The sequence below is a fragment of the Stenotrophomonas sp. ZAC14D2_NAIMI4_7 genome, from assembly GCF_003086675.1.
Lineage (GTDB): Bacteria > Pseudomonadota > Gammaproteobacteria > Xanthomonadales > Xanthomonadaceae > Stenotrophomonas.
Genome location: NZ_CP025995.1, coordinates 1,903,871 through 1,917,201, shown reverse-complemented (window position 1 = coordinate 1,917,201; position 13,331 = coordinate 1,903,871). Strand labels below are relative to the sequence as shown.

Genomic DNA, 13,331 nt, shown 5'->3' with positions numbered 1-13,331 from the left:
GCATGAAGCTGTAGTGATGCAGTGTGAACACCTGCCCACGCGCCCCCCTGCCCCCGGCTTGTAACCTGACGCCCTACCAACCGCCAGGGGGCGCAGGGTGAACGCATCGATCCAGCGGGTGAACCTGCAACGGTTGATCCTCGCGCTTGCCGCACTCTCTGCCCTGGTCATGCTGGGCAATGCGGTCTGGGCCAGCTACCAGGTACAGCGCCAGCAGCTGCTTGAAAAGAGCCTGGAGGCCAACCGGGTGTACGCGCACTCGCTGGCGCAGTCCACCCAGCACTTCGTGCTGAACGCGCAGCAGCAACTGGCGGTCGGCGCCGAACGTCTCAGCCGCAACGCCGCCCAGCCCGCGGCGCACGACGATGAAGTGGAACGGGTCAAGCTGCAGACCGATGCCTTCAACAGCGTGATCTCGGTCAATGCCCAGGGCGTAGTGGTGGGCACCTCACCGGCCCTGCCCGAGCTGCAGGGCAAGGCCCTCACCAGCGCGGCCAACCGGCAGGCGCTGCAGCAGAGGGTGCCGATGGTCAGCGATCCGTTCGTTGCCCACACCGGCAACCTGGTGGTCACCCTGTCCCACCCCGTGTTCAACGCCGACGGCGACTATGCCGGCTACATCACCGCGTCCATCCACCTGCGCGACCCCAACGCGCTGCACAGCCTGCTCGGCACCCATCCCTACGACGATGGCTCGTACCTGTACGTGGTCAGCCGCGATGGCACCGTGCTCTACCACCCCGACCCGGACCGCGTCGGCCAGGCCGCCACCCGCAATGCCGCCGTGGAGGCACTGGGACAGGGCCGCGCCGGCGCATTGCACTCGCGCAACCGCCACGGCGTGCACATGCTGGCCGGCTTCGCGCCGGTGCCCGCGGCTGGCTGGGGCATCGTCGCCCAGCGCCCGGCCGAAGCTGCGGTGGCCCCCATGGGCAGCCTGATGGGCACGGTGCTGCGCAATGCCGCGCCGCTGGGGCTGCTGACCCTGCTGCTGATCTGGCTGTGCTCGCGGCGCATCGCCTCGCCCTTGCAGGAACTGGCCCGCCACGCACAGGACCACGATGTCGGCGCCGCCATCACCCAGGTCAAGGCGGTCAATTCCTGGTACCACGAAGCCGCCCAACTCAAGCAGGCCGTGCTGATCAGCTTCCGCAACCTCAACGAGCGTATCGGGCTGCTGGACAAGGCCGCTCTCACCGATCCCCTCACCCAGCTGCTCAACCGGCGCGGGCTCGAACGCGCGCTCAGCGCATTGAATGCCTCGGGCGTGCCGTTCGGCGTCATCACCCTGGACGTGGACCACTTCAAGGACGTCAACGACCAGCACGGCCACGACACTGGCGATCACGTGCTGGCCGGCATCGCCCAGTGCATGCGTGCCAACGCGCGGCCGCAGGACGTGCTGTGCCGCCTGGGCGGTGAGGAGTTCCTCGCCCTGCTGCCCGAGGTCAGCGCAGACGCCGCGCTGCAGGTGGCCGAGCGCCTGCGCAGCGTGATCGAGGCGCACGCCTTCCCCACCGTCGGACACGTCACCATTTCAGCCGGCATCAGCCATTACCCTGAAACACAGGCCGACGCAGACCTGGTCATCCGCCAGGCCGACAAGGCGCTGTACCGCGCCAAGCACGGCGGCCGCAACCGCACCGTGCTGTACCGGCGTCGCAGCCAGCGGCGCGAAAACCCGTCTTGACGCGATGCTTGCCGTTTCTGCACAACGGCACCGCCCCACACCTGCAACCCTGTCACCACCGCCGTGCCGCCTGCACGGCCCTGCTTCGGCTCTATGGCGCCCCTGTTCAACCGGAACACGCACATGGCCCCTACCCGTACCGAAGAACGCATGTCGACGCTGGGCAGCCTGGACGTCCTGGACGACGCCGCGGGCGCCTCGCTCGATCGGCTGACCGACCTGGCGGCGCGCACCTTCCGCGCGCCGGTGGCCTTCGTTTCACTCATAGAAGTGGACCGCCAGCGGCTGATCTCGCGCCAAGGCCTGGACGTGGCCGAATCGCATATCCGCGATTCCATCTGCGCCCACACCATCGGCTCCAAAGCCGGCCTGGTCATCAACGACCTGCGTGTGGATCCGCGTTTTTCCAGCCTGCCGCTGGTGGACGGGCCGCCGCACCTGCGCTTCTATGCCGGTACGCCACTGGTGGCCGCCAACGGTGTGCCCATCGGTGCGCTGTGCGTGATGGACAGCGTGCCCCGGCAGTTTTCCGCCGATGACCGCCGGCAACTGCAGACGCTGGGCATGGCGGTGATGAACCAACTGGAGCTGCGCACCCTCAGCGGCCGTCGCGATCCGGTCAGTGGCCTGCCCAACCGCCACCAGTTCGCCATCGACTACGCCGCGCGCGCGGTGCGCACGCCGGGCCAGCCGTGCTTCGCGGTAATGATCGACATCCTGGATCTACCGCGCGCCCACGAGGCCGGCCAGGTGCTGGGCATGGTGCCGCTGGAAGCACTGATCCGCCGTGCCGGGGTACGCCTCAACCTGGCCCTCGACGGCGTGGCCCAGGTCTACCACGTGGGCGCCACCCGCTTCGCCTTCGTGGTGGAACTGCCCACGCGCGAGGCCATCGAACAGCTGGTTCACCTGCTGCACGACGATCTCATCCGCCCGTTGATGGCGGCATCGATTCCGCTTGCGCCGCAGTTCCATGCCGGCCTGTGCGAGGCCGCCCTGGGCCGTGACAGTGCCGACGACGTGCTGCGCAAGATGATGATCGCGCTCGGCTCGGCCCTTGCCAGCCAGGTCACCTGCTGCTGGTACTCGCCCAGCCGCGATGAACGCCTGCAGCGCAGCTACCGGCTGGCCACCGACGGCCAGCAGGCACTGCAGCAGGACCAGTTCCACCTTGTCTACCAGCCGCGCTTTCGCGCCCATGATCTCGCCCCGGTGGCGGCCGAAGTGCTGTTGCGCTGGAACCACCCGCAGCTGGGCGCGGTCAGCCCGGCCGAGTTCATTCCCGTATTCGAGCGCACCACGCTGATGGATGGGGTTACCGCCTGGGTGCTGGAACACGCCTTCAGCCAGCTGGCGCAATGGAGGCGCGAAGGCCTCACACTCACCCTGTCCATCAACCTGTCCGCGCGCGATGTGTCCCGTAAGGGCATCGCCGATGCCTTCATTTCCGCGCTGCTGTGCAAGGGGCTGTCCTGCAGCGATGTGGAAATCGAAATCACCGAAGGCGAATGGCTGCGTGCCGATTCCCTGCCCGGCGAGCAGCTGCAGCAGTTGGCCACAGCCGGTGTGCGCGTGGCCATCGATGACTTCGGCAGTGGCTACAGCAACTTCGGCTACCTCACCGAACTGCCCATCCACACCATCAAGCTGGACAAGTCGATGATCGACGAGCTGGCCACCGATAGACGCGCCCAGTTGAAGGTGCAGGCAGTCATCAGCCTGGCCCACGGCCTGGGTTACAACACTGTGGGCGAAGGCGCCGAGACCCCGGAACAGGTGGCGCTGCTGCAGGCCTATGGCTGCGATGAGATCCAGGGGTTTGCCCTGTCCCGCCCGATCAGCGCGGCAGATCTGGCCCAGCAGCTGGAAGCGGCGCCCTACGCCCAGACCTGACGCCCGCAGGGCACATGCCCAGCAGCAGCTGAATGGGTGCGTCGGCCTTCATCTGCTGCGCACACATCCGGGCAATCCGGCACGGCATCATTGCCGCGCATCAGCAGCGCCCCTTCCATCGGATTTCCCTTGCAGCCGCCTTCCCCTTCGGCCGGTCAACCGGCCCCGTTGTCGCACGACTTTTTCGAATTCCTGGCCGTACGCGCGGGTGAGCAGTGGTTTGCCGTGGACGTGCAGGCCGCTGTCGAAATCCGTGGCCCCGAAACCTTCGATCGCGCACGCGGCGAGGGCCACCCCAGCCTCACCGTTCGAGAAGAAGCGCTGAAGGTGATCGACCTGCGCCGGCTCAGCGGGCTGGCTGCGATAGAGTCCGCCTGCCCGGCGATGCTGTTGGTGCGGGCAAGCGCGGAGGTGCTGGCCTTGGCCGTGGATGAAGTGGGCGAGATTGAAAGCGTCCCGCGCGAGCGGGTGCGGGCGGTCAATCCGCTGGGGTTTGTGTTCTGCAGCCAGAGCATTGCGATGCCCGAAAGCGGCGAGATTCCGCTGATCGACCCGATGTTGTTGGTCGCCGCGTGATCGCGCCTCCGGGCATGGCCCGGCGAGCGCAGCGGCCCTTGACGCATTCGGCACGCCAAATCGGCCCGATGCGCCACATCACTGCACGCGCTCTGTCTGCCGCGCTCTCGTGCGGCATGCCACATACAACTCCTCTTAAGCGGAAAACGTCACGCATCTCCGGGTTTCCCGCGCTGTTTGCGCCATCGCATGTCGCGCCACCCCCGCACGCGGCACGGGCGAGCGCTCTCGTGTCGCATGTGCCACTGATCGTGCATGCGACAATCGTTCCCGCTCTCTCGATGCATCAGCACGTTTCGGATTTTTCTGATTGAACCGAGCGTGCACGCGTAAACAACATGGCGTGCCACCGACAACGGGTGGCCGGGCATGCAAACCCGAGACAGAAGTTGTTTACGCTTGCCCGTCGGCACCGTCCTTAACCGGTGCCGGCGGGCAATCCGTCGGCCGTCTATGGCGGGCGGTGCGTGGGGGTCTTCGGACCCGCCGGTCTATGGCAACTGTCTGTCCCGGTTTGCAGCCACGTACCGTCCGCCACCCCGCCCCGCGCGGGTGGCGCTGCTGTGCCTCTGCCACGGAAGCCGACGCCATGACCGCACCGAACGCCCTGCCCTTCAGCGCCCCCGCTGATTCCATCAACGACGACGAAAACCCCTCGCCCGACCTCAGCACCCTGCTCGGCTGCCTCGACCGTATCCGTGCGGGCGAAGGCGCCGACGGCCAGCCTTGGCCGGAAACACACCTGCCCCTTGGCCGCCGCATGGCCCTGGCCCGTATCGACCGCGCCGCCGCCGGTCTACTCACCGTGGCCGAAGTATTGCACGCCGCAGAGCGCTGCCGCGCCGTAGCCACACCCGATCGGCACCTGAGCAAAGGCATGGTCGATGGCCTGTTCCTGGCCTGCCGCAGCCTGGCCGAACTGGTCTGTCAGGACATCCGGCCGCGCGGATGATCAGCGTCGTTCTCCGCTTTCAGATTGCCAAACACCACCACACCGATTATCAAGCCGCCTACCTGCAGCTGATCGAGATGCTGCAGCGCTTTCCCGGTAGCGACACCTGGTACTGCGAGGTAAACGCCCCCGGTCAGGTGCCACTGCGGCTGGACGATACGCAGGCCGTGCTGCACCGCCTGCGGGTGCGCGCGGAGCTGGCGACCGTGCGCACGTTCAGTGCATCGCTGTTGAACCGGCCAACCGGCCAACCCCTGCCCGGGCTGATCAATGTCAATTACAGCCCGGGCGTCGGCACCATGACCGTGGTCGTCAACCGGCCCGCCGACGTGCAGCCCAACCCCACCCGTTGGATCGCCGGCATCATGCTGGCGGTGCTGGCAAGCGAACTGGGCACCCGCTACGCATTTGCCGACGTCTACGACCGGCTGAATGGTCGCTTCGTGAATTACCACGATGCCTGCGCAAGCTACCCCGGGCGGCACTGCCTGGGGTGGATGGCGTATGTGCGCCGGGCAGTGAGCGCGGCGGAATTGCCGCAGGCGGCATTGATTCTGCCCGCGTCGGGGGGATCGATTGTGGTGTCGGTGGATGGGGCGTTCAAGCTGGCCGACAAGAAGCATGTGCGAACGGCGAATGCGCTGGAAATGCGGATGTATGAGTTGGGGTTGCTGCCGGTGTTCTAACAGTGTGCCGGCCAAGTACAGCCAAGGCAGCTTCACCTACGCCGCCCACCCCGCTCTGCAATCCTTCGGGCTAGACTGCGGGCATTCGGCGTTTGGTGAGCGAGCAATGGACAGCTATCGCGATCTACATCCCCGCGTCTTGCTGCTACTGGCAGGCGTGCTGGCCCAGGCCATTCCCGCAGGTGCGCAGGCGCCACCGCCCCAACGGCCGGAACCTATCCCGCCCGTAACGAACGCCGATGTGCAGCGCGAGCAGGACAAGGCGGCCGCGATCGTCGACAGCGTGATCCCAGATGTCCACGGACCCGTTTTAACGTTAAAAGAGGAGCCCCCGCTGAAACCCGGGCCTGCACTCAGCGCGTCCAGGCTTATCGAGCAGGTGCATTCACTGGCCCGCGCCTTGCGCCGCTATGCCGACACCGAGCCCGACCGGGTGCAGCGTGTGCTCGGCATCGCGCTTCCGCACGACGCCGAAGGGCAGCGACGCGGCACGACGGGTAAGTTCGACACGGGCACCTACACGTGGACAGTATCGAGGTCCAGCTTCGTTCCCGAAGGGAACACTGTGCGGTTGTCGCTCGACCCACCCACCCTGTGTTTGAGCGTTGATGAATTAAAGGCACCGCTGCTGGCCGATCGGTTCAAGAAGTATGTACCCACCTTCGGTGACGATGACCGGATCATGTTCTACAAACCGGTCGAATCGCAGCTGACGTTGTATGTGCACATTGCCGTGGATCGCCTGGCCAAGCCGACCTGTGGCCGCACCGTAACGTTCGACATTGCTCCCAGCGATGACTGATCCTGCGCAACGCATTCGTCGTGGCATTTCACGAGACGGAAGTTGCATCACAACCGGGGAGATGGAGTTCCAGCATGCAGATTCTCCGCACTGCTTTCATAGTATTGGCGCTTTTTCTGGCATCACGCCCTGCCGGCGCCGTAGCCGATCAGCACGTGGCATCATCGAGCGCCACTGCCCACACGGGTCTGACACCCGCGGAGCTGGGCCGGCGCTTTCTGGCACTGCTGGAACACACAGAGAGCTTCAGTCAGCTGACGGCAGCGTCTATTCAACGGGCCATGGGTGTCCCCTTCAATGCAGATGCAGATGGCAGCGGGTTCTACACTCTGCTTATGCCTGATGGAGACTGGCAGTACAGCGTGGTCTACAACTTCGACGATGCTCACCCGCATTACTCGAACATTGCGGTCGATCTGATCAGGTCCCGGGAGACGGCCTACGCAAGCAACGCGCCCTGCGAGCTTGAGCTTCGGGGGTACCAAGCCTCATTGGCGGCCATGGGGTTCGCTGCCGAGCCTCCTGCCTACAACCATTTTGGTCGGATCGTAGCGTTCAACTACGCACGGAAGAATCTTCGGGTGCAGATCATTCCGCATCACCTTCCATCCGCCGCCAACCGACCGGAACGCGACTGTGTCAGGACCTTGAGTGCACATGCATTCGGCCCATCACAAGCCGAGCCCATGGACGCAAAGTAGCGGCGTCGCTCAAGGACAGAGAGCACATGAAGCTGATTCCCCATCCATCGCTCAACGCCTTGGCCCAGGAATGCCGGGAATGGCTTGAGCATGCTCAAGCAAAGGGCAATGCCGAGCAAGCCGAGACCTCTCTGCTGGCGTACCTGGACACGCCGGGCGAACTGACCCCGAAAGCTGCCAGCCAGACTGCGCACCGACGCAGCGAAACATCACTTTCGGAGAGAAGTAGAGTAATTTCGCTTCAGGTAACGGAGGAGCCAAGCATGGGCGCAATTAACAGATGTCTGATTGCATCGTTGCTTCTTGTCGCAACCGCATGCAACGCAAACGTCGCCATGAAGGCAAGAACCGAAAGGACGGAATCGAGCATGACAGCGCAAACTGAAATCACTGCCGAGGAGCTGGGCCAGCGTTTTCTCGAAATGATAAAGAACACCAGTGACTTCAGAGAACTGACGCCCGATTACATCCAAAAGGCGATCGGCAGGAAGCTCACTCCCGACATAGACGGAAAATCGGGATTTTATACGCTGAAGCTACCCAGTGGCGATTGGCAGTACAGCGTTACCTACACCTTCGACAGATCCTTCTCCGAAAACTCGAACACCGCATTGACGCTGATGAAGTCAAATGAAGGCGCTGATGAAAGACATCCCCCTTGCGAACTCGAGCTTGATTCTTACAGAGCCTCGATAGAATCCTTTGGCTTCAAGCCAGAACCAATCTCCTACAGCGAGATCGGATGGATCCTGGCCCTCAGGTACACGCGCAACAACGTTCTCGTTCAGATCATTCCGCACCACGTTCCATCCGTAGCGGGCAGACCAGGGCGCGACTGCGTGAACTCGCTGAGCATCCATAAATTCGGAGAGTAGAAGGAATGACATCTCCCAATGCGCAATTGCAAGCCATTCTCGTTGAATACTCAAATCAAGCGGGCGTTACACCTGAGCAGGCGGCACTGTTGCGCGCAACCATCAGCGGTGATTCTGATCTGACTCAGCGATTCAACGAGCAGGCGGCGACAGGCAACTTGACGGGATTTTCGCACGGCCGGAGCAATCAGGGACAGTTGATCGGGACATACGAAAAGGCGACAGGAGTCGTAACACTTCCCGGCTTGGCATCCGGACCCGGGCTGGATCAAGGGCTACGTGGCGCCTTACGGCTGCAGGAAATGAGCATTCGGTTCGCTCATAGCACCTATACGGATTCCGATGGCCAGAACTGCATCGTATCGCAGGACATGGTCTCGAACCTCCAAACGACCATCAATGGGTCGCCGACGCTCGCGAATGAGATGAAGCGCGCTGTAACGACGGTTGACAACAGCAATCGACAGTCCAGAGACAGCGGCGGATCGCATATGCTGCTCGAGCACTTCGCGCCGCTCAGTGGAACCATCGCTGGAGGAACATTTAATCCCAGCAGCAAGACCATGAGCATTCCGCCGAAAACGCTGGATCAGCCGGCGGCAGCATTTCACTACTCCAAAGCAGCTGCGGACCTGACATTCGTTCTGGGCCACGAAACCCAGCACGCCTTTAATCAAGTCGAAGTGGCGGCCGCCTATCGGGATTTTGATAGATCTGCAAGGCGAATCGCGGAAGACAACAATCCAACCAATGATTACACGGCTCCCATTGAGCAACTGGTAGCTAGCAATCGCCGAGATGAGGCAAAGGCTCAAATTGCCGGATGGAACGCGTTCGTTGACAGCGTTCGCCAGAGAGAGCCTGCCGCCGATCTGACTACGATGATGAATCTGCGCATCAGCCGCACTGGTGATTTCATCGAAAATGATCTAACAAGACCAGGGCATGCCAAGCCACGCGAGGGATTCAATTTCAATAGCGACGGCACACTTTCCATGACTGAGGAGAATGTCGCCACTCAAGAGAGATATTACTTCAACAAGCCGCCTCTCGGTGCCCAGGGGCTCCCTGCAAGTCAGACCATCGGCATAGGATTCCACGGTGACTCGGACTACCCAAATTACTATGGAGCTGGCGCCGTCAGCCGCGCCATTGCATATGATCGGGCTTATGCGCACCCCGTTGCGGGTGTAGAACCAAAATTGCAGCTAGACATGCAGCGCCTCAGGCTCGACGAACGCCTACTTGAACGCAACGGAATCACCTTACCCGCAGAGACGGCCACAATCCCCCAAGAGTATTGGGACACAAGCACCACGCCGCCGACGCGAGGGCTCTTCCAACACACCCGAGACTCGCACGAGCACATCTATCCCTCGCCCGAGTTCCACCCAACGCCGGACAAGAGTCAAACGGAGAGCGCGAAAAACATCGACGCTGCACTGTTCGACAAGATTCGGAATGGGGTGCGTGACCTAGACACGAGCGTTGGAAAATCGTGGGATGAGCACAGCGACCGACTGAGTGCCAGCTTGCTGCTGATGGCCACTGACAAGGGTTTCACAGCGCAGGACGATGTAAGAATTGCGTGCAGCACTGGGAACGATGCGATGAATAGAGGGCAGTTTCTCCACATCTGGCGATGCGGCCACCCCTCCCCCGATCCGGCTGCCCACAGGGCCAGTATGCCGATGCAAGATGCACTTTCGTTGCCTGCAGATCAACGCTTGGCTCAGGTACAGGATATGCAGCAGACCAAGGCAAATGATATCCAGGCCAGCCTGCAGCGCGACGTTGCGGTACTGGACGCCGCGACAGCTCGATCCATATAGTCAGCCGTACACCCTCGGCTTCAAGGAAGCAACTTCCTGTCCCAGCTAGGCCGACCTGTGCCGAAATGCCCGCCCCGAATCGGGACAGGCGACCTGGAATCCAGGACAGCGGCGTACTCGTGCACTCGCTAGCGTGCCGTCCAGCCCCCATCCATCGGAAGGGCGGTGCCCGTAATCTGCGCGGCGGCGTCCGAGGCCAGGAACACCACCATGTCCCCCAGCTGCTCGGGCGTCACGAACTGCAGCGAAGGCTGCTTCTCGGCCAGCAGCTCACGCGCGGCGGCCTCCTGATCGGTCCCTTCCCGCTCCGCCAGCGCGGTGATCTGCCGCTCCACGAGCGCCGTGCGCACCCAGCCGGGGCAGATGGCGTTGGCGGTGATGCCGCTGCCCGCGTTCTCCAGGGCCGTCACTTTGGTAAACCCGACCACGCCGTGCTTGGCCGCCACATAGGCCGACTTGTTCACCGAGCCCACCAGCCCGTGTACCGACGCAATGTTGATGATGCGGCCCGATCCCTGTTGCTTCATGTGCGGCAAGGCCGCCGCCGTTGCATGGAACACCGCCGATAGATTCAGCGCCAGGATCGCGTCCCACTTTTCTATGGGAAACTTCTCGATCGAAGCGGTGTGCTGGATGCCAGCGTTGTTCACCAGGATGTCGATGCGGCCCATCGTTGCGACAGCACAGGCGATCATTTCCCGCACCGCCTCGCCGCGTGAAAGGTCGGCACCATCGTGCGCCACTCGCACCCCGAACTCGTTCGCCAGGCTGGACCGGATGCGTTCGATCTCCGTCGCATCGCCGAAGCCATTGAGCACGATGTCGGCCCCCTGCCGGGCCAGAGCGGTGGCAATGCCAAGACCGATACCGCTGGTGGAACCGGTGACTACCGCGACCTTTCCGGTGAACATGGGCAAGACTCCTTGGGACGGAGCCACAGTGTAGATCCACGCCACGCGTGGATGCCCTTCACGCATCCGCATCAGATCCGATCGTTCCGGCTACGGACCAGCCCCGAAGGGCCACCGCCCCCTCGTCCGTCTGGCAAACGCCATTGGACCAGCCAATGCGCGCGGGACGTCGGGTGTCTACGACAAGCTGGCCGGTCCAGTCCGCTTCAGGGTGATCCAACCAGCGGTCGATGTCGTGATCAGCGCGCACTGAGCGGAGTCTCTGCCACACCCTCGATCTCAGCACCTGGCTTCTGTTTCTTTGGTTACTGGCTGTAGCCTACGGGCCCCACGCATTGGCTCATTTCTCCCACCGAGATGCAATTTGGCACGCCAGCGGGCTCAGGGGTAGGCTACTCGAGACAACGTCCGATAACGCAGCGACAGGACCGGACCCAACGCATGGAATCGACATCTACCAATCAGCCTCGGAAAGGCGAGTTCTACCAATTGCAGCCGGATGTTTTCCGAGGCGGCAAGGGGCATGGCGTAGTCTTTGAGAACGAGGACGCCCTACTTACTGCGCGAGACCCCACGCTTGGTCTATCACCCTCGCGAGGGTGTATTTCCCGAGGATCTGGAAGGCGGGATGAGTGGCTATTGGCTGGTCTCCGAGCGCCTGTAGCAGGTGATGGAGGAGGTCGACCCCGACGCATTCGTTTTCGCCGAAACCGACTATCGTTTGGCCGACGGTTCAAAGGGGCCCACCTACTACCTCTGCGATGTGGTGCGTATGTTGGATGCCTTGGATGAGGAGGCGTCTACACTCGACATCGAGATTAGTGATGAGTTTGAAGCCGGAAAGTATTACGGGCTCACGGGTGATGTCCGGCTGGCGTTCAAGCGTGAGATTCTGGATTCGGCCCACGTGTTCAGATTGGCGTTCCATGGAGGGGTGTTCTGCGACCGCACATTCAAAGATGCCGTGGAGGCTGCCGGAATCGTCACGCCCAGGAAGTCCAACGGCCTCTGATTCGAAGACGTTGTGAACCGCTGAACCGGCAGTATCGGCAATTAGAGAAACAACCTGATCATGCCTAACTACCGCACGCATCTTCAGGACCATCACATCATCGAGCAGCAGACGCTCAAGAGCAGTTCACTGCTTGCCAAGCTGCAGAGCGCGGGAAAGCAAGAACCTCAAGGTGACCACCATGGCTCTGACCGACCCACCGGTACCGGCGAAGCTCCGGGAACTGCTGAAGGACTATCCGGAGCACATCAAACAGCTGCAGGAGGCTCTCATTTCAGTGAGCGACGGGCGACAGAATTACGCCCCTCCGTTTGAGGCTGCTGTCTGGCTGTTGGAAGACTGCCTTACTGCCTTCAAGAGTGAAGCCCGCGCTGAAATAGCAGCCGCTACGGCAGCACGCGACTCACAGGCGCTTGAGCGAGCCAAAGAGAAAGAGCGGCTGATGTCCTTTGCCAGGTCCAGCAACATTGGCCTGGCAGATCTCAGCGAGCTGAGCGCCTACTTTGACGCCAACATCAGGTAACGTGGATGCCCTCCGCCGCACTGAACGGCAGTAGATCCACGCCATGCGTGGATGCTCTCCCCATCGCGTCCCGTCAAAAAAACGGCCCCAAGGACAGCAACCAGCGAGCGCAGATCGACTCCAGCAACCGAACAGTCCCTTACCCATGGGCCGCCCTACTTCAACCGCTCCACCAACCGCTGCCCCACCTCCAGCCGAAGCCGGGTTCTGCCCGGTAATCAGCTTCCGGTCTACCACCACATGCCCAGTCCACGGGGTGGTATTGCTGCTGAACTTTGCACCTGCCAGCTGCAATGACCTGCCCCCGGTTTCCTGGTCCGCTCCTGGCACAGGCTACGGACCCCTTAATGGATGCCAGTAATGCCCATGCCCCCTCCCCCAATCCCTACAGAGCTTCGTGAACTGCTCAAAGACTACCCGGAGCATATCGAGCGATTGCAGCAAGTTCTGAATCGATCAGCAGAACGCTCTCTGGAAGTTTCATTGATGCCATTTGACGACGCAATCAATGCACTGGTGGGCCGACTGGAATCATTCATCATCGAAGCGCGCACCGAGCTCGCGGACGCCAAGGCATCGGGAGACCCGCAGGCAATTGAACGCGCCTCGGAGAAAGAGCGACTGATGTCGTTTGCCCGATCCAGCAACATAGGGATGGCCAATCTCAGCGAGTTGCGCGCCTACTTTGATGCAAACATGGGCTAAGACTGGACCGGCCAGACTTCCCTAGACCCTCACGACCGCAAGGATGATGGACACATGCCCGTTAGAGACCCCGCTTTCTACGACCTGCGCCGCCTGTACTCCGACGAAGACATTGAGAGCCTCGTGCGGCAATACAAGAGTCTTTGTAGTGCAGACGAGGCCTGCGCCCAAAG

General features: G+C 62.3%; 12 protein-coding genes and 2 pseudogenes. 12 read left to right on the top strand and 2 right to left on the bottom strand.

Annotation, left to right across the window (positions count from 1 at the left end; translation table 11 throughout):
- Nucleotides 1-97 precede the first annotated feature (97 nt).
- The 9 genes from C1922_RS08935 to C1922_RS20520 all read left to right on the top strand — a co-directional run bounded on the left by C1922_RS08935 (nt 98) and on the right by C1922_RS20520 (nt 10,007).
- Nucleotides 98-1,690: a sensor domain-containing diguanylate cyclase gene (locus C1922_RS08935; RefSeq protein WP_234413486.1), complete on the top strand. Its 1,593-nt coding sequence runs from the start codon at nt 98-100 to the stop codon at nt 1,688-1,690.
- A 123-nt stretch (nt 1,691-1,813) separates the two neighbouring features.
- Nucleotides 1,814-3,583, top strand: a complete 1,770-nt coding sequence (locus C1922_RS08930; RefSeq protein ID WP_234413485.1) for an EAL domain-containing protein — start codon at nt 1,814-1,816, stop codon at nt 3,581-3,583.
- Nucleotides 3,584-3,712: 129 nt separating this feature from the next.
- Nucleotides 3,713-4,159: a chemotaxis protein CheW gene (locus C1922_RS08925; RefSeq protein WP_159091902.1), complete on the top strand. Its 447-nt coding sequence runs from the start codon at nt 3,713-3,715 to the stop codon at nt 4,157-4,159.
- A gap of 589 nt (nt 4,160-4,748) precedes the next feature.
- Nucleotides 4,749-5,111, top strand: a complete 363-nt coding sequence (locus C1922_RS08920) for a hypothetical protein (RefSeq protein WP_108749420.1) — start codon at nt 4,749-4,751, stop codon at nt 5,109-5,111.
- Nucleotides 5,108-5,797, top strand: a complete 690-nt coding sequence (locus C1922_RS08915; RefSeq protein ID WP_108749419.1) for an Imm52 family immunity protein — start codon at nt 5,108-5,110, stop codon at nt 5,795-5,797. Before C1922_RS08920 ends, C1922_RS08915 begins: the two co-directional genes overlap by 4 nt.
- A 106-nt stretch (nt 5,798-5,903) precedes the next feature.
- Complete coding sequence (locus C1922_RS08910) at nt 5,904-6,599, top strand: hypothetical protein (RefSeq protein WP_159091900.1); 696 nt, start codon at nt 5,904-5,906, stop codon at nt 6,597-6,599.
- Nucleotides 6,600-6,673: 74 nt separating this feature from the next.
- Nucleotides 6,674-7,300: a hypothetical protein gene (locus tag C1922_RS08905; RefSeq protein ID WP_108749417.1), complete on the top strand. Its 627-nt coding sequence runs from the start codon at nt 6,674-6,676 to the stop codon at nt 7,298-7,300.
- 26 nt (nt 7,301-7,326) lie between these two features.
- A complete protein-coding gene (locus C1922_RS20360; RefSeq protein WP_159091898.1) occupies nt 7,327-8,175 on the top strand; it encodes a hypothetical protein in 849 nt (282 codons plus the stop codon).
- A gap of 5 nt (nt 8,176-8,180) precedes the next feature.
- Entirely contained in the window at nt 8,181-10,007 is a 1,827-nt protein-coding gene (locus C1922_RS20520) for an XVIPCD domain-containing protein (protein WP_199912242.1), read from the top strand.
- A 128-nt stretch (nt 10,008-10,135) separates the two neighbouring features.
- Here the strand turns inward: C1922_RS20520 and C1922_RS08890 are convergent, their stop codons facing one another.
- Nucleotides 10,136-10,918 carry a 3-hydroxybutyrate dehydrogenase gene (locus tag C1922_RS08890; RefSeq protein WP_108749415.1) on the bottom strand — a complete coding sequence of 261 codons (783 nt, stop codon included), beginning with the start codon at nt 10,916-10,918 and terminating at the stop codon, nt 10,136-10,138.
- Nucleotides 10,919-11,359: 441 nt separating this feature from the next.
- Here C1922_RS08890 and C1922_RS08885 point away from each other — a divergent pair.
- A pseudogene (locus tag C1922_RS08885) lies at nt 11,360-11,930 on the top strand (DUF1629 domain-containing protein).
- A gap of 181 nt (nt 11,931-12,111) precedes the next feature.
- Nucleotides 12,112-12,453, top strand: coding sequence for a hypothetical protein (locus tag C1922_RS08875; protein WP_234413484.1), 342 nt, complete (start codon nt 12,112-12,114; stop codon nt 12,451-12,453).
- Between the two features lie 155 nt (nt 12,454-12,608).
- Here C1922_RS08875 and C1922_RS20800 read toward each other — a convergent pair.
- Nucleotides 12,609-12,750 (bottom strand): annotated as a pseudogene (locus C1922_RS20800) (type 1 glutamine amidotransferase domain-containing protein); the annotation flags it as partial.
- A 63-nt stretch (nt 12,751-12,813) separates the two neighbouring features.
- Here C1922_RS20800 and C1922_RS08865 point away from each other — a divergent pair.
- Nucleotides 12,814-13,158, top strand: a complete 345-nt coding sequence (locus C1922_RS08865) for a hypothetical protein (RefSeq protein WP_234413483.1) — start codon at nt 12,814-12,816, stop codon at nt 13,156-13,158.
- Nucleotides 13,159-13,331: the final 173 nt, after the last annotated feature.